This is a genomic window from Streptomyces sp. NPDC005402 (assembly GCF_040606575.1).
Lineage (GTDB): Bacteria > Actinomycetota > Actinomycetes > Streptomycetales > Streptomycetaceae > Streptomyces.
In genome coordinates this window covers 1-21,411 of sequence record NZ_JBEXFB010000013.1, presented here as the reverse complement: position 1 = coordinate 21,411, position 21,411 = coordinate 1, and the positions used below count along the sequence as shown (strand labels likewise).

Genomic DNA, 21,411 nt, shown 5'->3' with positions numbered 1-21,411 from the left:
GAGGGGCTCGGCACCACGTGTGCCGGGCCCCTTTCCCTTACCGGCGCCGGGCGCAGACCTTGCCGTCCTTCGGCACCGTGCCCTTCAGCAGGTACGCGTTCACCGTCGCGTCCACACAGTCGCTCCCGTTCCCGTACGCCCCATGCCCCTCGCCCTTCCAGGTGAGCTCCACACCGACCCCCTTGCCCAACTCGTCCGCCATCCTCCGGGCACCCTCGTAGGGCGTCGCCGGGTCGCCCGTGTTGCCGATCACCAGCACCGGTGCCGCCCCGGGCGCGCTCACCTCCGGGGTCTCGTACTGCCCGGACACCGGCCAGTCGTGGCACCAGCCGGCCGCGTCCCAGCCGAGGAAGGGGCCGAACACGGGCGAGATCCTCGCGAACTCGGGCAGCAGCCTCTTCGCCTCCGCGAGCGTGGGCCGCTGCTTGTCGTCCAAGCACGATATGACCCGTTGTGCCTGCGGGAGCAGGCCGTAGCGCCCTGAGCGGTCACGTTCGTTGTAACCGTCGGCGAGCGCCAGCAGTTCGGAGCCGTCCCCCTGGGCGGCCGTGTCGAGAGCGCTGGTCAGCGAGGGCCAGCTGTCCTGGCGGTACAGCGGCCAGACAATGCCGGTGAACGCGAGCACCTGGGTCAGCTTCCGCCCGGAATAGGTGTCCAGCGGTTCCGCGTCGATCCGATCCAGCAGGTCCGCGATCTTCCGGGTGCCCTGCTCGGGGTCCTGGCCCTTGGCTGTCAGGTAGTCGTCGAGCGCGCGCTGGAAGCCGCGGGCCTGGTTCTTCCGGTGGGCCACCGTGTCGGCGCCGGGGTCGACGACCGCGTCGAGCACCAGCCGCCCCACGTTCGCGGGGAACAGGTGGGCGTAGACGCCGCCGAGTTCGGTGCCGTACGAGATGCCGAAGTAGTGCAGCTCGGTGTCGCCGAGGACCTGGCGCATCAGGTCCATGTCCCGTGCGGTGTCCGTGGTGGAGACGTGGGCCAGCAGGTGGCCCGCGTCCTTCTCGCAGCCCTCGGCGAAGTCGGCGGCGTCCCGCAGGAACGCCCGCTCCTCGGCCGGGGTGTCCGGAGTGGGGTCCACCGCCTCGGCCGCCTGCGTCTCCTGGTCGCTGCGGCAACGGACGCCCTCGCTGGCACCGACCCCGCGCGGATCCCAGCTCACCAGGTCGTACCGCTCGCGCAGCAGGGAGACGGTTGCGGCGTACCCGGGCATTCCGGCGATGCCCGACGCGCCGGGGCCGCCGAAGTTGAACAGGAGAGAGCCGATGCGGTCGCCGCCGCGGGCCTGGGAGCGGATCAGTGCGAGGCCGATCGTCTCGCCGTCCGGCTTCGACCAGTCGAGCGGCACCTTCAGCGTCGCGCACTGCCAGTCCCTGCCGGGCGCGGAGGAGTTCGCGGTGGCCTTGCAGCGCTCCCAGCCGAGCTTTTGCGAGGTCAGCGCGGTGGGCAGCGCTTTCGCGCCGGTCGTGGTGGGCCTCGCGCTGCCCGACCGCTCGTCCTTCTCACCGTCGCCGGACGAGCCGCCGCCGCAGCCGACCGCCAGCAGTGCGGCCGCGGCGGTCACGGCCACCCACCGTACGAAACGCCCCATTCCAGTCCCCCTCCCAAGCCGTCCGTGCCGAGCCACGAACGTCGGTCCGGCCATGGTAGGCCGATCACATGACACCCGCCGGGGCCTGTGGATAACCTTCTGACCAGCGGTTTCATGGGAACTTCGGGGCGGCTGAGGTCGCGCTACGAGCAGACGGTCCCGGCCGCCGGCACCTTCCCGCTCAGGAGATAGCCGTTCACCGCGTCCTGGACGCACTTGTTCTTGCTTTCGTACGCCCCGTGCCCCTGCCCCTTGTACGTCAGCTCGACGCCGACGCCCTGACCGAGCGCCCCCGCCATCTTGCGGGCGCCCTCGTACGGGGTCGCCGGGTCCCCGGTGTTGCCCACGACCAGGATCGGCGCCGAGCCGGCGGCGCTCACGTCGGGATGGTCGGCGGCGCCCGCCACGGCCCAGTCGGTGCAGTTCAGCATCGACCAGGCCATGAAGTCACCGAACAGCGGTGAGGCGGCACGGAACTCGGGCAGTTTCCGCTCGACCTCGGTGGTGGTGTACCGGGGCTTGGTGTCGGCGCAGTTGATGGAGATGTTGGCCGCGGCGATGTTGCTGTACTCGCCGTTCTCGCTGCGGCCGTTCATCGAGTCCGACAGCAGCATCAGGACCCTGCCGTCACCGTCGTACGCCTGCTCCAGGCCTTCGGTCAGGTATTCCCAGAAGTCCTTCGAGTACAGGGCCTGGGCGATGCCGTTGGTCGCGGCGGTCTGGGTCAGCACCCGCTGCCCGATGCCGGGGATCGGTGTCCCGTCGAGGTCGGTCAGGAGTTTCGCGATGCGGTTCCTGACGTCACGCGCGGTGTCGCCGACGGGGCAGTCCGTGGGCTGCGAGGTGCAGTCCTCGGCGAAGTTGTCGAGCGCGAGCTGGAAGCCCTCGGCCTGTCCGAGCGAACCCTGCTCGCTGTTCTGCGTCGGGTCGACGACCCCGTCGAAGACCGCGCGCCCCACGTGCTTCGGGAACAGGTGGGCGTAGACGCCGCCGAGTTCGGTGCCGTACGAGATGCCGAAGTAGTGCAGCTTGGCGTCGCCGAGGACCTGACGCATCAGGTCCATGTCGCGGGCGGCGTCGGTCGTGCGCACATGCGGCAGCATCTTCTTGGAGTTCTCCTCGCAGGCAGCGTTGAACTCCTTGGTGTCGGCCAGCAGCTTGGCGCGTTCGGCCGAGTCGTCGGGGGTTCCGTCCTGCTCGAAGTACGCGTCGAGCTGGAGGTCGTTCAGGCACTCCACCGGGGCGCTGCGGCCGACCCCGCGGGGGTCGAAGCTCACCAGGTCGTAGCGGGTGCGCAGTTTCGCGTAGTCGGAGCCGAAGGCGGGCAGTGTGCTGACGCCCGAGCCCCCGGGACCGCCGAAGTTGAAGACGAGCGAGCCGATGCGTTCGTTCTCCGGGCCACTGGCCTCGGCCCGGATCAGCGCGATGCCGATCGTGTCGCCCTTGGGCTTCGCCCAGTCGAGAGGGGCCTTGAGGGTGGCGCACTGCCACTCGTCGCCGCCCGGCAGCGGTGAGGGGGCGTCGCCGCCGCCCTCCGTCCGGGAGGGGGCGGGGCAGTCCTTCCAGCTCAGCTTCTGGGCCGACAGGTCCTCGTCCTTGGCGTCGTTGCCGCAGCCCGCCAGGGCGGAGGCCAGCAGAAGGGCGGTGGCGGTCAGGGCGGCGACGCGCGGTCGAGGAGGCTTCGGCATGCACCCATCCTGCGCTCGCGCGGGCGGGAATGCCCGGGGCGCGAGGCGTAAGAGGTACCCCTCTCGGCCGGCGCGGTACGACTACAGGGCGCCCTTCCGGGACAGCTGGTTGAAGGCCAGCCAGCCCGGCAGCACCGGCAGCCACAGCGTCAGCAGGCGGAACAGCAGAACGGCCGGTGCGGCGACCTCCTTGGGGAGCCCCACGGCGATCAGACCGACCGTCAAGGTGGCCTCCACGGCGCCCACACCGCCCGGTGTCGGGGCCGCCGAACCGAGCGCGTTGCCGGCGAGGAAGACGACGGCGACGCTGGCGATGCTGAGCGAGGTGCCCTCGCTGCCGAAGGCGCGGATGGAGGCGTCCAGGCACATCACGAAGCAGGCCGTCAGCAGCAGCATGCCGCCGATGCCGGTGATCAGCTTCTGCGGACGCTGGAGCACGTCCAGCATGCGCGGCACGACACCCGCGAACAGCGACCTCACGCGCGTGACGACGAACTTCCTGAGGAACGGCACCGAGGTGACCACGAGCACGAGCACCGCCACCGTCAGCAGACCTGCGATGACGGTCCTGGACGGCGACAGCGACGGCGTCTTCTCGGTACCGGTCAGATAGCCGAAGGACAGGAGCATCAGGATGTGGCAGCCGAGCCCGAACAACTGCGAGGCGCCGACACTGGCCACCGCGAGCCCCGGCCGCACCCCTTGGCGTTGCAGGAAGCGTGTGTTGAGCGCCACACCGCCGACCGCGGCCGGGGCGACGATCTTCACGAACGAACCGGCGACCTGGGCCGCGACCGTCCGCAGGAACCCCACCCGCTCGGGCACGAAGCCCAGCAGGGCCATGGCGGCGGCGAAGTAACTGGCCGCGGAGAACAGCACGGCCGCGGCGACCCAGCCCCACTCGGCGTTGGCGACGAGGGGCCCCAACTCGATGTGGGTGAGCTGCGTCAGCAGGAAGTACGCGCCGATGGCACCCGCGATGAAACTGATCAGCGTGCGCGGCTTCACCCGCTCCAGACGGGCCGGTTCGACCGGCGCCTGCGGCCTGATCAGGAGCACCTGGTGGCGGATCTGCGTCAGCAGGTCCTCCTCGCGGGACTCTTCGATGGCCTCGTCGATAGCCCGCTTCTCCGCCCGGGCCTCCGCCTTGACGGTCTTCTTGTCGGGCTTCTCGAGTACGGGCCTGGTGTCGTCCGGTGCTTCCTCCAGACGGGCCTGCTTGGCCTGCTGGGACGCGTCCAGGACCGCCTCGCGCTCCCGCTGGGCCCGCTCCCGGGCCAGTCTGCGCAGCGTCGCGCGCGTGGAGCGCGTCAGCGCGATGGGCTGGAGCATCGGCAGACAGTCGGCCACGGCGTCGGGGCCGAGGATGCTGACCGCCGAGGCCACCGCGCGTTCCGCGCCCGCCAGCAGCCCCAGGGTCGTCACCAGCTGGGCGACGTCCATGCGCAGCAGCAGGGTGCTGGCCGCGATCTCACCGCCGCGCAGATCGGTGAGGATCACCGCGCCGGAACGATCCACCAAGATCGCGTCACCCGCGAGCCTGCGGTGCGCGATGCGCCGAGACTGCAGCGCCTGCACCTGACGCCAGGTGTTGCGCAGCAGTTCGTCGGTGATCTCGTCCTCGGCCAGCGACTCGAGTGTGCGCCCGCCGGTGTGCTCGTAGACGAGCATCACGGCGTCGGGGCCCAGTTCGGAGGTGGCGATCAGCTTGGGCGCGTTGGCACCGGCCGCGATCGCCGCGTAGGCGAGCAGCGCCTCCTGCTCCAGCGCCTGCCGGAGCGACTGGAGGCTGCTGCGGGTGGCGAAACCGCGCAGCGTCAGGTTGCGCCACACACGGTAGAAGAACCCCTGCGCCTGCTGCTCCCGGTCGACCACCGTCACGTCCAGCGGCGGGCCATCCTCCAGGGTGACGAAGTAGCGTCGGCCGCGGTCGCCATTCTCCGCGGTCTCCGAGGCCTCCTCGCGGGCCGCGCTGACCGGGTGGAAGCCGACGGTCCGCAGGCCCGCGATCAGCGTCCGCCCGGTGGGCCGGACATTGGGTGAGCCGACCGCGTACAGCGTGCCGTAGGCGACCGTCCAGCCGATCAGCACCGTCAGGATGATCGAGAACGGTGTGGTGTAGCCGGTGACGAGCATCGAGAACGCGTCGAGCATCAGCACGATCCACAGCACCGCCCGCCAGCGCGGCCTGCGGGACATGCCGACGGCCGTCATATAGGCGATGACGGGCGCCAGATAGCCGTGCACGGGATCGGTGAGGGCGTGGATGTCGCCGGGGGAGGGCTGGGTGAGCGCCTCCTGGATCGAGCCCGGGGCCGCCTTGGCGACCCACAGGTCGGTGGCGAGTGTCACACCGTGGGCCAGGACCGCGGCGAGCACACCGTCGGCGATCCGCAGTCCGTCGCGCTTGATCAGCCGTTCGATCGCGAACGCGACCGGGACCAGGAGGATCGCGATGCTGGAGGCGAGACCGGCGATCTTGATGAGCAGGTCGGGCGCCTGCCCGGTGCCCTTGTTGATGTCCTGTTCGAGACCGGAGGTGGTGCCGTGCGCGAACGCGGCGATCGCGAGCAGGATGACGACGGCCAGCACGCCGACCAGCAGCCGCATGAGGTCGGACGGCCGGTGCACGCGCGCGGGGAGGAGCGGTTCGTCGCTCTCGACCGCGTCGGCGTGCACTTCTTCGGCGTCGGCGGTGTCGGGGCGCGACGAAGCGTCAGAGGTGCTCTCGGCGTCCTCCGGGTGCACACCCTGTGGCTTCATCGTCTCTTCTTGATCTCGTATCACCAGTCACCGCCCGCACGATGGTGGCATGCCCCACCGACACACAAGGGTGTCAGGGTGCGTATGCGGGGGCGCACAGTCTGCCGGAAGCGCTGTCCCCGGGGGAGGTATACGCACGGTCGCGAGCCCGTCACATTGTCGGTGGGGTGGTGCAGGATGGGGCGGATGAGCGAGCAGAGCCTTCCTCACGACGCCCGCCCGGAGTACGCGGACGAGCTGCCGGAGTACGCCGAGCGGGTCCTCGACGTCGCCGAACGCATTCCGCCCGGGCGCGTCATGACGTACGGCGACGTCGCCGAGTGGCTGGAGGAGGGCGGACCCCGCCAGGTCGGCCGGGTGATGGCCCTGTACGGCGGAGCCGTCGCGTGGTGGCGTGTCGTCCGCGCGGACGGCGTCCTGCTCCCGGGACACGAACTGCGGGCGCTCGACCGGTACCGCGCCGAGGGCACGCCCCTGAAGGAGGCGAGCAGGGCCACCGAGGGCCATCTGCCGCGCCTCGACATGAGGCGGGCGCGCTGGGACGGCGGCCATCGGGCGGAGGGTCACACCTGACAGCTTCCGCCATCCCCGGGGCCCGGGAACACCCTGAGGCCCGTACGGGGGAAACCCGGCACGTCTGTGGCATGCCGTACGTTCGTGGGGTGAGGGACGTACGGGTCGCGAGCGTCCCGTGGGCCGCATGGGTCGCACGGGAAGAAGCGGAAGCCCTGCTTCCGCACTCGGCGTCGGCGTAGCGTCGGCGGCACGCGTCCCCCTCACCCCCCGTCCACCGCCCTCCCGCGCGGCGGGCCGCCCAACAGCACACCCACCAGGACCGGCGAACCACGTGAGCTCCTCTTCCTCCACCAGGCGTCTGTCGCACTCCCAGGTGCGCCAGGGGACCCGTGGCGCTTACCGACTGGTGCGTACCCCACCGGCCCGCGTGGCTCCCCCTCGTCTGGACGCCGCACAACGGGCCGTGGTTGAGCACGGAAGCGGCCCTTTGCTCGTTCTCGCAGGCCCGGGCACCGGGAAGACCACCACGCTCGTCGAGTCGGTGGCGTCGCGAATCGCCCGTGGAGGGGACCCCGCGCGCGTGCTCGTGCTGACGTTCAGCCGCAAGGCGGCCGTCGAACTGCGTGACCGCATGGCCCTGCGCATAGGAGCGGCGCGCGCTCCGCAGGCGACGACCTTCCACTCGTTCTGCTACGCCCTGGTCCGCGCCCACCAGGACAGCGACCTTTTCGTGGAGCCGCTGCGACTGCTGTCGGGGCCCGAGCAGGACGTCACCGTCCGCGAACTGCTCGCGGGCCAGCCCGACCTGGAGCGGCTCGGCCTCGCGCACGTGCGCTGGCCGGACGAACTGCGTGCCTGCCTGACCACCCGCGGCTTCGCCGACGAGGTCCGCGCGGTCCTCGCCCGCAGCCGCGAACTGGGACTCGGCCCCGGCGCCCTGGACGCCTTCGCCCGCCGCATCGGCCGTCCCGACTGGCGGGCCGCAGCCGCCTTCCTCGCCGAGTACCTCGACGTCCTCGATCTCCAGGGCGTCCTCGACTACGCCGAACTCGTCCACCGCGCGGTGCTCCTCGCCCGCCGCCCCGAGGTCGCCGAGCGACTCGCCGCCCAGTACGACGCCGTGTTCGTCGACGAGTACCAGGACACCGACCCGGCCCAGGTACGGCTGCTGCGCGCCCTCGCCGGCGGCGGACGCACCCTCGTCGCCTTCGGCGACCCCGACCAGTCGATCTACGCGTTCCGGGGCGCGGACGTGAACGGCATCCTCGACTTCCCGTACGCCTTCCCCCGCGCGGACGGCCTGCCGGCCCCCGTCGAGGTCCTGCGCACCGCCCGCCGCTCCGGCGCCGACCTGCTGGCCGCGACCCGCCTGGTGACCCAGCGCATGCCTCTGACCCGGCTGCCGGCGGAGAAAGTCCGCGCCCATCGCGAGCTCGCCCCGGTCCGGGACGGGGGACGCGTGGAGGTGTACACGTACCCGACGTCCGGCACCGAACTGGACAACATCGCGGACATTTTGCGCCGGGCGCATCTGGAGGACGGCGTCCCCTGGGGCGAGATGGCGGTCCTGGTACGCGCGGGATCCCGCACGATTCCGACGGCCCGGCGCGCTCTCACGGCGGCCGGCGTCCCCCTCGACATCGATGGCGACGACCTGGCGCTGCGACACGAACCGGCGGTGGCGCCGCTGCTGACGGCGTTGCGCGCGGTGGCCACGGCGGAGGCGGCGGAGGGTGCCGCACGGCTTACGGAGGGCGGCGTCGCCGGCGAGCCGCAGCGGGCGTCCGGCGACGAGCCGCGGCAGGTATCCGGAGATGAGCTCCAGCGGGTGTCCGGCGATGAGCTGCAGCCGGTGTCCGGCGGCGAGACGCAGCAGGGCCCGGACGCAGAGCCGGAGCTGGTATCGGACGGCGAGCCGCAACAGGGGTCGGACGCAGAGCCGCAGCCGGTGTCGGATGGCGAGTCGCAACAGGGGTCGGACGTAGAGCCGCAACCGGTGCCGGACGTCGAGCCGCAGCCAGTGTCCGACGCAGAGCCGCAACCGGACCCGGACGACGAGCCGCGGCCCGCCCCCGAAGAACCGTCGGCGGAGACCTCCTGGCTCGACACCGAGACCGCGCTCACCCTCCTCACCTCCCCCCTCGCCGGGATGGACGCCGCCGACCTGCGCCGCCTCGGGCGGGCCCTGCGGGACGAGGAGCGGGCCGCGGGCAACGCCCTGCCGCCGCCCTCCGACGTGCTGCTCGCGCGGGCCCTCGCCGAGCCCGAACGCCTGGCCGTGCACGACCCCGCGTACGCGCGCGGGGCCCAGCGGCTCGGCGCACTGCTCGGCAAGGCCCGGCAGCGTCTCGCGAACGGCGGCAGCGCCGAGGAGGCGCTGTGGGACCTGTGGGAGGGCACGCCGTGGCCCGGGCGTCTGGAGCGGGCCGCCCGGCGCGGCGGCGCCGCGGGGCGCAACGCGGACCGGGATCTCGACGCCGTCTGTGCGCTGTTCGCGACGGCCGCCCGCGCGGAGGAGCGCACCGGAGGCCGCGGCGCCCTGAACTTCCTGGAGGAGATCGACTCCGAGGACATCGCCGCCGACACCCTCACCCGGCGAGCCATACGCCCCGACGCCGTCCGTCTGATGACCGCGCACCGCTCCAAGGGCCTGGAGTGGCGGCTGGTCGTCGTCGCGGGCGTCCAGGAGGGCCTGTGGCCGGATCTGCGTCGCCGCGGCTCGCTCCTGGAGGCCGACCGCATCGGCCGCGACGGACTCGCCGAACCGCTCACCCCGGGCGCCCTGCTCGCCGAGGAGCGCCGCCTGTTCTACGTGGCCGCCACGCGTGCGCGTGAGCGACTCGTCGTCACGGCGGTGAAGGCACCGGCCGACGACGGCGACCAGCCCTCCCGCTTCCTGACCGAACTCGGCGTCGAACCCGAGGATGTGACCGGCCGCCCGCGCCGCCCCCTCTCGGTCGCCGCCCTCGTCGCCGAACTCCGCGCCACCACCGTCGACCCGCGCGTCTCCGACACTCTGAGGCAGGCCGCCGCCCGTCGCCTCGCCCGGCTCGCCGCCCTCGCCGACGAGGACGGCCGCCCGCTCGTCCCCTCGGCCCACCCCTACCGCTGGTGGGGCATGTTCGAGCCGACCGAGTCCAAGGTGCCGCTGCGCAACCGTGATGAGCCCGTCGTGCTCTCCGGCAGCGCCCTCGACCAGCTCGCCAACACCTGCGCCCTGCAGTGGTTCCTGGGCCGCGAGGTGAAGGCCGACGCGCCCGCGACGGTCGCCCAGGGCTTCGGCAACGTCGTGCACGTCCTCGCCGACGAGGTCGCCTCCGGGCACACCCCCGCCGACCTCGACGTCCTCATGGAGCGCCTCGACTCCGTGTGGAACGCGCTCGCCTTCGACGCGCCCTGGAAGTCGGCGCAGGAGAAGGAGAACGCGCGCGTGGCGCTCGAACGCTTCCTCAAGTGGCACGTCATGGACCGCACCGGCCGCACACCGGTGGCCAGCGAGCACGACTTCGACGTCACCCTCGAAGCGGGCGAGGTCGAGGTGCGCATCCGCGGCCAGATGGACCGCGTCGAGGCCGACGGCGAGGGGCGCGCGTACGTCGTCGACTTCAAGACCGGCAAGCAGCCGGTGAGTTCCGCCGAAGTGGAACGCCACCCCCAGCTCGCCGTCTACCAGCTCGCCGTCCGTGAAGGCGCCGTCGACGAGGCCTTCGACGGCGTACGGCCCGAGCCGGGTGGCGCCGAACTCGTCCAACTGCGCCAGGGCGCCCCCAAGCGGGACGGCGGCGAGACCCTGCCCAAGGTGCAGGCCCAGGAGCCGCTGGAGGGGGAGTGGGTCGGTGACCTGCTCGCCACGGCGGCCGGCAAGGTCCTCGACGAACGGTTCACGCCGAGCGCCGGCCAGCACTGCGGCCACTGCGCGTTCCGGGCGTCGTGCAGCGCCCAGCCGGAGGGACGGCACGTCGTGGAGTGAGGTGAGCATGCCGGTGTGATCAGTCGCACCACACGTGCTGACCTGCACATCTTCCGCCGCGAGAGGCGATTCGTCCTCCGCTGTCAGTGCGCGCCGCTAGCCTCTGCGACATGCCCGCCCGTATCACCGATCCCGATCAGCTCAAGGAGCTCCTCGGCATCCCGTTCACCCCGGAGCAGACGGCCTGCATCACCGCGCCGCCCGCCCCGCAGGTGATCGTGGCCGGCGCCGGCTCGGGCAAGACGACGGTGATGGCGGCACGCGTGGTCTGGCTGGTCGGCACCGGCCAGGTCGCCCCCGAACAGGTCCTCGGCCTCACCTTCACCAACAAGGCCGCCGGTGAACTCGCCGAGCGCGTCCGCAAGGCACTCATCAGGGCGGGCGTCACCGACCCCGACGTCATCGACCCGGACAACCCGCCGGGCGAACCCGTGATCTCCACCTACCACGCCTTCGCGGGCCGCCTGCTGACCGACCACGGCCTTCGTATCGGCCTCGAACCGACCTCCCGCCTCCTCGCCGACGCCACCCGCTACCAGCTCGCCGCGCGCGTGCTGCGCGAGGCCCCCGGCCCCTACCCGGCCCTGACCCGCTCCTTCGCCGACCTGGTCAGCGATCTCCTCACCCTCGACGCCGAACTCGCCGAGCACCTGGTCCGCCCCGAGCAGTTGCGGGCCCACGACGCCGAGCTGCTGCTCACCCTGCAGGGCGCCAAACTCACCAACGACGCCCTGCGCAAGGTCCCCGAGGCGGCCGCGTCCCGCCGTGAACTCGCCGACCTGGTCGTCCGCTACCGCTCCGCCAAACGCGAACGCGACCTGCTCGACTTCGGCGACCAGATCGCCCTGTCCGCACGCCTCGCGGGGATCCCGGAGGTGGGCCGCGTCCTGCGTGACGAGTTCCGGGTGGTGCTGCTCGACGAGTACCAGGACACCTCGGTCGCCCAGCGCGTCCTGCTGGCGGGGCTGTTCGGCGCGGGCTCCGGCCACCCGGTCACCGCCGTCGGCGACCCCTGCCAGGCCATCTACGGCTGGCGGGGAGCCTCCGTCGCCAACCTCGACGACTTCCCCGAGCACTTCGCCCATCCCGACGGCCGGCCCGCCACCCGCCAGTCCCTCAGCGAGAACCGCCGCAGCGGCGGCCGCCTCCTCGACCTCGCCAACGGCCTCGCCGAGCCCCTGCGCGCCATGCACGCGGGCGTGGAGGCCCTCCGCCCGGCCCCCGGCGCCGAACGCGACGGCATGGTGCGCTGCGCTCTCCTGCCCACCCACGCCGAGGAGATCGACTGGCTCGCGGACTCCATCGCCCATCTCGTGCGGACCGGCAAGGAGCCCGGCGAGATCGCCGTCCTGTGCCGCACGGCGACCGACTTCGCCGAGATCCAGGGCGCCCTCGTCGAGCGGGACGTCCCGGTGGAGGTGGTCGGCCTCTCGGGCCTGCTGCACCTGCCCGAGATCGCCGACCTGGTCGCCGTCTGCGAGGTCCTCCAGGACCCCGGCGCCAACGCCTCCCTGGTCCGTCTGCTGACCGGCCCGCGCTGGCGCATCGGCCCCCGCGACCTCGCCCTCCTCGGCAGGCGCGCCCGGCGGCTGGTCTCCCACACGCGTGTCGACGGCGACGACGACCCCGACCGCCGGCTCGCCGAGGCCGTCGAGGGGGTCGACCCGGCCGAGGTGATATCGCTCGCCGACGCCCTGGAGACCTTCCTGGAGACGCCCCTCTACAGCGACGACGAGGACGACGACGGGCTGCCCTTCTCGCCGGACGCGCGCGTGCGGTTCGCGCGCCTGGCCGCCGAACTGCGCGATCTTCGCCGCTCGCTCGCCGACCCCCTGATGGACGTTCTGCACCGCGTCCTCGCCGTGACCGGGCTGGAGGTCGAACTGTCGGCTTCCCCGCACGCGTTGGCCGCCCGCCGCCGCGAAACCCTGTCCAACTTCCTCGACATCGCCGCCTCGTTCGCGGCCGGGGACAACGAGGCGACCCTCCTCGCCTTCCTCGCCTTCCTGCGCACCGCCGCCCAGTACGAGAAGGGCCTGGACAACGCGTTGCCCGGCGGCGAGAACACCGTCAAGGTGCTCACCGCGCACAAGTCCAAGGGCCTGGAGTGGGACGTCGTCGCCGTCCCGGGCCTGGTCACCGGGACGTTCCCGAGCACCCAGGGACGCGAGAAGTGGACCGCCCAGGGCAAGGTGCTGCCGCACGCGCTGCGCGGCGACACCGACACCCTCCCCGACATCGCGTCCTGGGACGCACGGGGCATGAAGGCCTTCCACGAGGCCATGAAGGACCACCAGCACACCGAGGAACTCCGCCTCGGCTACGTCACCTTCACCCGGCCCCGCTCCCTCCTGCTCGGCTCCGGCCACTGGTGGGGGCCCTCACAGAAGAAGCCCCGAGGACCGTCCGACTTCCTCCAGGCCCTGTACGACCACTGCACGGCCGGCCACGGCGAGATCGAGGCATGGGCCGACGAGCCCGCCGAGGACGAGGAGAACCCCGTCCTGCACAGCCGGACCGAGGACCAGGTCTGGCCCCTCCCCCTGGACGACCGAGCCCTCGCCCGACGCCGGGCGGCCGCTCAGACGGTCCTGGACCACCTGGAGGACCTCGCCGCCCACACGGACACCCACCCCGCGGCCGTACACGACCCGGACACCTACGACGACCCGGACTGGCCCCCGCCGCCGGACGACGACGAGCCGCTGTACGCCGAAGAGGCTCCCTTCGACGACGAGCTCGTCGGGGTTGACGTCTCCGCGGACTGGGACACCTTGACGACGGACCGCCCCGCCGTCCCGCACCAGGCCACCGCGCCGGAGATCCCCACCACGCCGGCCCGCCCCCACCCCGCTGAGCCGGAAGCCCTCACCCCCGAGGAAGCCCGCGCCATCGCCTCCTGGGACCGCGACCTCGACGCCCTCACCGGCGAACTCCTGCGCGCGCGGGAAGCCGTCACCGACGTACCCCTGCCCGCATCGCTCACCGCGTCCCAGGTGCTTCGCCTGGCCGCCGACCCCGACGGGCTCGCGCAGGAACTCGCGCGCCCCATGCCGCACCCTCCGCAACCCGCCGCACGTCAGGGCACCCGCTTCCACGCCTGGGTCGAGGCCCGCTTCGAAGCCCTGACCCTGCCCCTGCTGGAGCCGGACGACCTGCCCGGCAGCGAGGCCGAGATCGCCGATGAACGCGATCTGGAAGCACTCAAGGACGCCTTCGAGCGCAGCGAGTACGCCCACCGCACCCCCTACCGCCTCGAGACGCCCTTCCAGCTCGCCATCGCGGGCCGCGTGGTCCGGGGCCGTATCGACGCCGTCTACCGGGAGAGCGACGGGGACACCACGACGTACGAGATCGTCGACTGGAAGACCAGCCGCACCCGCACCGCCGACCCCCTCCAGCTCGCCGTGTACCGGCTGGCCTGGGCCGAGCGGCAGGGCGTCCCTGTGGAATCGGTCACGGCGGCGTTCCTGTACGTCCGCTCCGGAGACGTCGTACGGCCGAGGAATCTGCCGGACCGGGCCGCCCTGGAGCGGCTGCTGACACAGGAACCGGGAGGGCGGTCGGACGGTTCCCGGCAAGCGGACTGTGAGGAACCGCCCAACGAGGATGTCGGTGCGGGCCGATAGGCTCGTGACCATGAGCCAACCCGTTGACAGTGTCGTCAGCGCTGTCCGTACGTACATCGAGCAATACCGCGCCGCCTTCCTCGACGACCTCGCCGAATGGCTGCGCATCCCGTCCGTCTCGGCCCAGCCCGACCACGGACCCGATGTACGCCGCAGCGCCGACTGGCTCGCCGCCAAGCTCAAGGAGACCGGGTTCCCCACGGCCGAGGTCTGGGAGACCCCGGGCGCGCCCGCCGTCTTCGCCGAGTGGCCCGCCGCGGACCCCGCGGCGCCCACGGTCCTCGTCTACGGCCACCACGACGTACAGCCCGCCGCCCGCGAGGACGGCTGGGACAGCGACCCCTTCGAGCCGGTCGTCCGCGACAACCGTCTCTACGCGCGCGGGGCGGCCGACGACAAGGGCCAGGTCCTCTTCCACACCCTCGGTGTCCGCGCCCACCTCGCCACCACCGGCGGCACCGCCCCAGCGGTGAACCTCAAGCTGCTCGTCGAGGGCGAGGAGGAGTCCGGCTCCCCGCACTTCCGCGCACTGGTCGAGGAGCACGCGCAAAGGCTCGCGGCCGACGCCGTGATCGTCTCCGACACCGGCATGTGGTCCGAGGACACCCCCACCGTGTGCACCGGGATGCGTGGCCTCGCCGAGTGCGAGATCCGGCTGTACGGTCCGGACCAGGACATCCATTCCGGCTCCTTCGGCGGAGCCGTCCCCAACCCGGCCACGGCCGCCGCCCGCTTGGTCGCCGCCCTGCACGACGAGCACGCGCGCGTGGCGGTCCCCGGCTTCTACGACGGCATCGTCGAACTGACCGACCGTGAGCGGGAGCTCTTCGCCGAGCTGCCCTTCGACGAGGAGCGGTGGCTGCGCACGGCCAAGTCGCACGCCACCCACGGCGAGGCCGGTTACACCACCCTTGAGCGCGTCTGGGCCCGACCGACCGCCGAGGTCAACGGCATCGGCGGCGGCTACCAGGGCCCCGGCAGCAAGACGGTCGTCCCGTCCTCCGCGATGGTCAAGCTCTCCTTCCGGCTGGTCGCAGGGCAGGACCCGGTCCACATCGAGAAGGCGGTCCGCGCCTGGGCCGCCGAACAGGTGCCCGCCGGCATCCGGCTGGAGATCATCTTCGGTGCCGCCACGCGCCCATGCCTGACCCCGCTGGACCACCCGGCGCTGCAGTCCGTCGTACGGGCCATGGGCCGCGCCTTCGACCAGCCGGTCCGCTTCACCCGCGAGGGCGGCTCGGGCCCCGCCGCCGACCTCCAGGAAGTCCTCGGCGCGCCCGTGCTGTTCCTCGGCATCTCCGTTCCCTCCGACGGCTGGCACGCGCCGAACGAGAAGGTCGAGCTCGATCTGCTGCTCAAGGGCGTCGAGACCTCCGCGTACCTGTGGGGTGATCTGGCCGAGCACTGGAGCCATGCGCCCTGACCGGCTCACGCCGCCGGACCGGCAGCGCGCGGGGCACACTGAAAGGGCCGCCCCGCACCGCGTAGCCCCGCCGGACCCGGTCGCCCCGCGCCATACGTCCCGCCGAACCGCCCGCCGAAACAATCCGCTGCACCGGGGGAGTTGGAAGCACCCGTGACCACCTGGACCGACCACACCGCCGACCGTCCTGTCTCGCTCACCGCTCCCAGCGGCATCGACCGCGCCGCGCACCACCGGCTCGACGAGGCCTGGCTCGCGGCGGCGTGGAGCCACCCCACGACCCGCTGCTTCGTGGTCTCCGGCGGTCAGGTCCTCATAGACGAGACGGCGGACGGCCGTACCGAACTCGTCATGACCCCGTCCTTCGAGGCCCCGCTCACCGAGGCGCACCGCTACTTCCTCGGCATCGACGAGGACGGCGTCCGCTACTTCGCCCTCCAGAAGGACGCGCTGCCCGGCCGCATCGACCAGTCCGCGCGCCCCGCCGGTCTGCGCGAGGCCGGCCTGCTGCTGTCCGCGCGCGAGGCGGGCCTGATGGTGCACGCCGTCGGCCTGGAGAACTGGCAGCGCACCCACCGTTTCTGCTCCCGCTGCGGAGAGCGCACCGTCATCGCCGCGGCCGGCCACATCCGCCGCTGCCAGGCCTGCGGCGCCGAGCACTACCCGCGCACCGACCCGGCCGTGATCATGGCCGTCACGGACGATCAGGACCGCATCCTGCTCGGCCGCCAGGTGCACTGGCCGGAGGGCCGCTTCTCGACCCTCGCCGGCTTCGTCGAACCGGGCGAGTCCATCGAGCAGTCGGTGCGGCGCGAGGTCTTCGAGGAGGCCGGCATCACCGTCGGCCCGGTCGAGTACGTCGCCAGCCAGCCCTGGCCGTTCCCTTCCAGCCTCATGCTCGGTTTCATGGCCCGCGCCACCTCCACCGACATCGACGTCGACGGCGACGAGATCCACGAAGCCCGCTGGTTCTCCCGGGATGAACTCCAGGCCGCCTTCGAGTCCGGCGAGGTCCTCCCGCCGTACGGCATCTCCATCGCGGCCCGTCTGATCGAGCTCTGGTACGGGAAGCCATTGCCGACCAGGAGTTTTGTCTGAGAGGACGGGCATGCCGGACCCGTACTGGAACCACAACGTCCACTACCACTCCCGTGTGCTCGACGCCGTCCCGGACGGTTGCCGGGAGGCGCTGGACGTCGGGTGCGGGGACGGCCTGCTCGCCCGCAAGCTGGCTCGGAAGGCCGCGTCCGTCACGGGCGTCGACCGCTCACCGGAGATGATCCGGCAGGCGCGCGCGGTCGCCTCCGGGAACATCACGTTCCTGGAGGCGGACTACCTCGACGGAACGACCCTGCCCAAGGGCAAGTACGACTTCGTCAGCGCGGTCGCCGTGGTGCACCACGCGCCCTTCGAGGACGCGGTCGCCGGCCTGGTCCGGCTGCTGGCTCCCGGCGGACGGCTGGTGATCGTCGGGATGGCGTACAACGAGACCGCCCTGGACTGGGTCATCAGCGGCTGCGGCCTGCCCGCGAGCCTGCTCATCAGACGGCTGCGGGGCGGCAAGCGGGCCCCGGCGGACATGCCCATGGAGGACCCGCCCGTGCACTGGGCCGAGGCCCGCGGGGCTGCCCGTCGCCTCCTGCCCGGCTGCCGCTACCGGCGCCACCTGCTGTGGCGCTACACGGCGGTGTGGGACAAACCACAAGAAGGCGGCCCCTGAGCCGTCTCAGGAACCGCCTCCATGCCCGCAGTGCTTACGCGCTGATCTTCTGCTTCACCTGTGCCAGCGACGGGTTCGTGAGCGTCGAACCGTCGGCGAACAGCACGGTGGGAACCGTCTGATTCCCGCCGTTCGCCTTCTCCACGAACGCCGCGGACGCCGGGTCCTGCTCGATGTTGATCTCGGTGTACGCGATGCCTTCGCGGTCCATCTGCTTCTTCAGCCGCTGGCAGTAACCGCACCACGTGGTGCTGTACATCGTCACAGTGCCCTGCATGTCTCGCGCGCTCCTTCGGTGGCTCGGGGAAGAGGTCGTCCGATGAGGGAACGTATGCGACCGGGGCGCCATTCCCGACCCAAGCTGCTGGCCAGGTGACGCCTGCCGCATTAGTACGACTGCGGCTGGTTGCCTGTGGACAACCGGCTCACCCGTCTCCGCCGACCTGGCAGCATGGCCGTGTGACAGCAGCAACGCACTCCACGCTCTTCCCGCGCACACCGGACTCGGCCGACGCGGTGCTCGAAGGGCTCGACCCCGAGCAGCGCGAGGTGGCCACCGCCCTGCACGGGCCGGTGTGCGTGCTGGCGGGCGCCGGCACCGGCAAGACCCGGGCGATCACCCACCGCATCGCCTACGGGGTGCGGGCCGGAATCCTCCAGCCCTCCAGCGTGCTCGCCGTCACCTTCACCAACCGCGCCGCCGGGGAGATGCGCGGACGGCTGCGCCAGCTCGGCGCCGCGGGCGTGCAGGCTCGTACGTTCCACTCGGCGGCCCTGCGACAGCTCCAGTACTTCTGGCCGAAAGCCGTCGGCGGATCCATGCCCCGGCTCGTCGACCGCAAGATCCAGCTCGTCGCGGACGCGGCCGCCGCCTGCCGCATCCGCCTCGACCGGGGCGAGCTCAGGGACGTCACCGGCGAGATCGAGTGGTCCAAGGTCACCCAGACCGTGCCGTCCGACTACGCCCTCGCAGCCGCGAAGGCCGGCCGTGAGACCCCTCGCGCCGCGGCCGAGATCGCCCAGCTCTACGCCGCCTACGAGGACCTCAAGCGCGACCGCGCCGTCATCGACTTCGAGGACGTCCTGCTGCTGACCGTCGCCATCCTCCAGGACCGGCACGACATCGCCGAACAGGTCCGTTCCCAGTACCAGCACTTCGTCGTCGACGAGTACCAGGACGTCAGCCCCCTCCAGCAGCGCCTCCTGGAGCTGTGGCTCGGGCGGCGCGACAGCCTGTGCGTCGTGGGCGACGCCAGCCAGACGATCTACTCGTTCACCGGTGCAACTCCCGACCATCTGCTCGACTTCCGTACCCGCCACCCCGGTGCCACCGTCGTCAAGCTGGTCCGCGACTACCGCTCCACCCCTCAGGTCGTTCATCTCGCCAACGGTCTGCTCGCCCAGGCCCGCGGCCGCGCCGCAGACCACCGGCTGGAACTGATCTCCCAGCGTCGACCCGGTCCCGAGCCCGTCTACACCGAGTACACCGACGAGCCCGCCGAGGCCGAGGGTGCCGCCCGCCGTATCCGGGAGCTCATGGACGCGGGCGTCCGGGCCAGTGAGATCGCCATCCTGTTCCGCACCAACTCCCAGTCCGAGACCTACGAACAGGCCCTCGCCGACGCCGGAGTGCCCTACCAGCTGCGCGGCGCCGAGCGGTTCTTCGACCGGCCCGAGGTGCGCAGGGCCATCGTCAAGCTCCGGGGCGCCGCCCGCTTCGGCGGCAACGACTCACAGCTGGACGACGCCGTCGACCTGCCCTCCCAGGTACGTGCCGTGCTGTCGGGCGAGGGCTGGACCACTGAGCCGCCGGCCGGCTCCGGCGCCGTCAGGGAGCGCTGGGAGTCCCTGACCGCCCTGGTGAACCTCGCGCAGGACTTCGCCGCCGCGCGATCCGGCGCCACCCTGAACGACCTCGTGGCCGAACTCGACGAGCGGGCCAGTGTCCAGCACGCCCCGACCGTCGAGGGCGTCACCCTCGCCTCCCTGCACTCGGCCAAGGGCCTGGAGTGGGACGCCGTCTTCCTGGTCGGTGTCGCCGAGGGCATGATGCCGATCAGCTACGCGAAGACCGACGAGCAGGTCGAGGAGGAGCGTCGGCTCCTCTATGTCGGCGTCACCCGGGCCCGCGAGCGCCTCCATGTCTCCTGGTCGCTCTCCCGCTCGCCCGGCGGCCGCGCCAACCGCCGCCCCAGCCGCTTCCTCGACGGACTGCGCCCCGGCTCCACCGCCACCACGGGGCGAACCGCCGGCGGCGGTCCCGGAGGCGTCGAGCGCGGCTTCACAAGCCCCGTCGGCGTCAGCCCGAGACGCACCCAGCGCACCCCGGCGCGCTGCCGGGTGTGCGGGCGCACGCTCACCGACGCGGGCGAGTTGAAGCTGATGCGTTGCGAGGACTGCCCCTCCGACATGGACGAGGGGCTCTATGAGCGGCTGCGCGACTGGCGTGCCGTACAGGCGCAGCGCAGTGGCCAGCCGGCGTTCTGCGTCTTCACGGACAAAACCCTGATGGCGATCGCCGAGGCGGTGCCCGACGACGAGCACGAGTTGGCGCGCATCCCGGGCGTCGGCATGCGCAAGCTCAACCGGTACGGAGCCGATGTGCTGACCATCTGCGCAGGCCAGGAGGTTGCGGAAGAAGAAGATGAGGACTGATCCCAACTCGTCGGAAAAATAGTTTGCGCATGCCCCAGCAATCCCCATAGGTTCTTAGCCACGGGGACGGAGGCCTTCTCGGAGGCCCCGATTCCGTGTTCTACTTGCATATCCGTCGGACAGCGGCTCGCGCCGCCGTCCCCAGAGACGCCGAGAGGAGGCGATTGAAGTGATCAGCATCAACAGCAGCACGGCCATCAGCACCGCCAAAATGACCGATCTCTCGGTCGTCTCCACGTGCATGCTCGGCGTTTCGAACCTGGGCACCGGTATGTCCGGCATTTCTGCCGCGCGTCCGGCGTCCGCCCTGTCTCTCGCGGTCCTTCCCGTCCGTGAGCGCAATGAGCGACCGACCAAGGCACTGGAAGCAGTAGTGGCACAGGCGCACGCCTATGCCTTTGCGGCGGCCGGTGCCGGATTCCGGAAGCAGACGACGCAGCACCACCAGATGTGGGCCTTCCGTGGGCCAGAACCCTGGAGTGATCCAGCCTGATCGTCGATCAGGCCGGCGCCTTCAGGGCCGCGGAACCCCATCCGGGATCCGCGGCCCTTCTGTTTTCCCCGAACGGGGAGAGCGGAGCGAAGGGGCCTCGGGACAAGAAAAGAACCCGGTACCAAGCGACTACCGGTCCAACAGGGCCGGACCGAACAGACGAGGAAGACGAACCGTGCAACTCGAAGCGCACGCCCCGTCCGTACCGCCTTCCGAAACGATCCCCCCGCCCGGCCCCACGGAGGACTCCGCCTTGATCCCGCTCACCGCGCTCACCGCGCTCGACGACGCCATCGAGAACCTCGGCGTACCCGTCCCCTGCCGTTCCTACGACCCGGAGGTCTTCTTCGCCGAGTCGCCGGCCGACGTCGAGTACGCCAAGTCCCTCTGCCGCACCTGCCCGCTCATGGAGGCCTGCCTCGCCGGCGCCAAGGAGCGGCGTGAGCCCTGGGGTGTCTGGGGTGGGGAGCTGTTCGTCCAGGGTGTCGTCGTCGCCCGGAAGCGGCCGCGTGGTCGCCCGCGCAAGAACCCGGTCACAGCATGAACATCGCAGGAACGATCGACCGCCCCCTCACGAACGACCCCACGAAGCAGGCCCCGATGAAGCCGTCCACCAGCGAGCCCGCAGGCTCCGCGATCCCAGACTTCACCACCACCGACGCGAACGACTCGCGTCAGAACAGGACCCGAGAGATGCAACTCATCCCAGAAGCCCTGGCTCGTGCGCATATGCACGACCGGCTGCTTGAGGCCGAGCAGGAACGCCGGGCGATCCGCCTGGCGACCGCCCGCCGGATGCAGCGCCGGGCCGAGCGCGCCTCCATGCGTGCTCGCCGTGCGCTCGCCATGGCCGTCATGCAGTAACACGACCGCACGCGGGGGGTGACCGTACTGCCCGACGTGGTGGTCAACTCCGGGACGAACGCCTGGTGGTGGTGGACCCTCTTCGGCGACATCGGCGCGGACGCG

14 protein-coding genes are annotated in these 21,411 nt (G+C 71.7%); 10 read left to right on the top strand and 4 right to left on the bottom strand.

Going from position 1 to position 21,411, the window contains the following annotated elements; all coding sequences use genetic code 11:
- Positions 1-37: 37 nt before the first annotated feature.
- From ABZT02_RS24810 to ABZT02_RS24800, 3 genes are all read right to left on the bottom strand, one after another.
- On the bottom strand, positions 38-1,585 hold the full coding sequence (locus tag ABZT02_RS24810) for an alpha/beta hydrolase (RefSeq protein WP_356020769.1): 1,548 nt from the start codon (positions 1,583-1,585) through the stop codon (positions 38-40).
- A 143-nt stretch (positions 1,586-1,728) separates the two neighbouring features.
- Positions 1,729-3,273 carry an alpha/beta hydrolase gene (locus tag ABZT02_RS24805; protein ID WP_356020767.1) on the bottom strand — a complete coding sequence of 515 codons (1,545 nt, stop codon included), beginning with the start codon at positions 3,271-3,273 and terminating at the stop codon, positions 1,729-1,731.
- An 81-nt stretch (positions 3,274-3,354) separates the two neighbouring features.
- Positions 3,355-6,036: a lysylphosphatidylglycerol synthase transmembrane domain-containing protein gene (locus ABZT02_RS24800; RefSeq protein ID WP_356020765.1), complete on the bottom strand. Its 2,682-nt coding sequence runs from the start codon at positions 6,034-6,036 to the stop codon at positions 3,355-3,357.
- A 186-nt stretch (positions 6,037-6,222) separates the two neighbouring features.
- On the opposite strand from ABZT02_RS24800, the gene ABZT02_RS24795 reads away from it, so the two are divergent.
- From ABZT02_RS24795 to ABZT02_RS24770, 6 genes are all read left to right on the top strand, one after another.
- Positions 6,223-6,609: an MGMT family protein gene (locus ABZT02_RS24795; protein WP_356020763.1), complete on the top strand. Its 387-nt coding sequence runs from the start codon at positions 6,223-6,225 to the stop codon at positions 6,607-6,609.
- 274 nt (positions 6,610-6,883) lie between these two features.
- The gene (locus ABZT02_RS24790; protein WP_356020761.1) at positions 6,884-10,522 is read left to right on the top strand and encodes a UvrD-helicase domain-containing protein; all 3,639 of its coding nucleotides are present in this window, start codon (positions 6,884-6,886) and stop codon (positions 10,520-10,522) included.
- A gap of 110 nt (positions 10,523-10,632) precedes the next feature.
- Positions 10,633-14,151, top strand: a complete 3,519-nt coding sequence (locus tag ABZT02_RS24785) for an ATP-dependent DNA helicase (protein WP_356020759.1) — start codon at positions 10,633-10,635, stop codon at positions 14,149-14,151.
- 10 nt (positions 14,152-14,161) lie between these two features.
- Positions 14,162-15,574, top strand: a complete 1,413-nt coding sequence (locus tag ABZT02_RS24780) for a dipeptidase (RefSeq protein WP_356020756.1) — start codon at positions 14,162-14,164, stop codon at positions 15,572-15,574.
- 153 nt (positions 15,575-15,727) lie between these two features.
- On the top strand, positions 15,728-16,672 hold the full coding sequence (gene nudC, locus ABZT02_RS24775; RefSeq protein ID WP_037719777.1) for an NAD(+) diphosphatase: 945 nt from the start codon (positions 15,728-15,730) through the stop codon (positions 16,670-16,672).
- Between the two features lie 10 nt (positions 16,673-16,682).
- The gene (locus ABZT02_RS24770; RefSeq protein ID WP_356020753.1) at positions 16,683-17,294 is read left to right on the top strand and encodes a class I SAM-dependent methyltransferase; all 612 of its coding nucleotides are present in this window, start codon (positions 16,683-16,685) and stop codon (positions 17,292-17,294) included.
- A 34-nt stretch (positions 17,295-17,328) separates the two neighbouring features.
- Here ABZT02_RS24770 and ABZT02_RS24765 read toward each other — a convergent pair whose 3' ends face one another.
- A complete protein-coding gene (locus tag ABZT02_RS24765; RefSeq protein WP_355743206.1) occupies positions 17,329-17,571 on the bottom strand; it encodes a mycoredoxin in 243 nt (80 codons plus the stop codon).
- A gap of 182 nt (positions 17,572-17,753) precedes the next feature.
- Between ABZT02_RS24765 and ABZT02_RS24760 the strand changes: the two genes are divergently transcribed.
- The 4 genes from ABZT02_RS24760 to ABZT02_RS24745 all read left to right on the top strand — a co-directional run bounded on the left by ABZT02_RS24760 (position 17,754) and on the right by ABZT02_RS24745 (position 21,306).
- Positions 17,754-19,949 carry an ATP-dependent DNA helicase UvrD2 gene (locus ABZT02_RS24760; RefSeq protein ID WP_356020751.1) on the top strand — a complete coding sequence of 732 codons (2,196 nt, stop codon included), beginning with the start codon at positions 17,754-17,756 and terminating at the stop codon, positions 19,947-19,949.
- A 169-nt stretch (positions 19,950-20,118) separates the two neighbouring features.
- On the top strand, positions 20,119-20,442 hold the full coding sequence (locus ABZT02_RS24755; protein WP_356020748.1) for a hypothetical protein: 324 nt from the start codon (positions 20,119-20,121) through the stop codon (positions 20,440-20,442).
- Between the two features lie 175 nt (positions 20,443-20,617).
- Complete coding sequence (locus ABZT02_RS24750; protein ID WP_356020746.1) at positions 20,618-20,986, top strand: WhiB family transcriptional regulator; 369 nt, start codon at positions 20,618-20,620, stop codon at positions 20,984-20,986.
- Positions 20,983-21,306 (top strand): hypothetical protein, encoded by a 324-nt coding sequence (locus ABZT02_RS24745; RefSeq protein WP_356020744.1) that lies wholly within the window; start codon positions 20,983-20,985, stop codon positions 21,304-21,306. The genes ABZT02_RS24750 and ABZT02_RS24745 overlap by 4 nt, the downstream gene beginning before the upstream one ends.
- The last annotated feature ends 105 nt before the right edge of the window (positions 21,307-21,411 follow it).

Bases quoted from the DNA above. Each gene is read 5' to 3' on its own strand.
- ABZT02_RS24765 (WP_355743206.1), bottom strand. From the start codon at position 17,571: ATGCAGGGCACTGTGACGATGTACAGCACCACGTGGTGCGGTTACTGC.
- ABZT02_RS24805 (WP_356020767.1), bottom strand. From the start codon at position 3,273: ATGCCGAAGCCTCCTCGACCGCGCGTCGCCGCCCTGACCGCCACCGCC.
- ABZT02_RS24810 (WP_356020769.1), bottom strand. From the start codon at position 1,585: ATGGGGCGTTTCGTACGGTGGGTGGCCGTGACCGCCGCGGCCGCACTG.
- ABZT02_RS24800 (WP_356020765.1), bottom strand. From the start codon at position 6,036: ATGAAGCCACAGGGTGTGCACCCGGAGGACGCCGAGAGCACCTCTGAC.
- ABZT02_RS24785 (WP_356020759.1), top strand. From the start codon at position 10,633: ATGCCCGCCCGTATCACCGATCCCGATCAGCTCAAGGAGCTCCTCGGC.
- ABZT02_RS24780 (WP_356020756.1), top strand. From the start codon at position 14,162: ATGAGCCAACCCGTTGACAGTGTCGTCAGCGCTGTCCGTACGTACATC.
- ABZT02_RS24745 (WP_356020744.1), top strand. From the start codon at position 20,983: ATGAACATCGCAGGAACGATCGACCGCCCCCTCACGAACGACCCCACG.
- ABZT02_RS24795 (WP_356020763.1), top strand. From the start codon at position 6,223: ATGAGCGAGCAGAGCCTTCCTCACGACGCCCGCCCGGAGTACGCGGAC.
- ABZT02_RS24770 (WP_356020753.1), top strand. From the start codon at position 16,683: ATGCCGGACCCGTACTGGAACCACAACGTCCACTACCACTCCCGTGTG.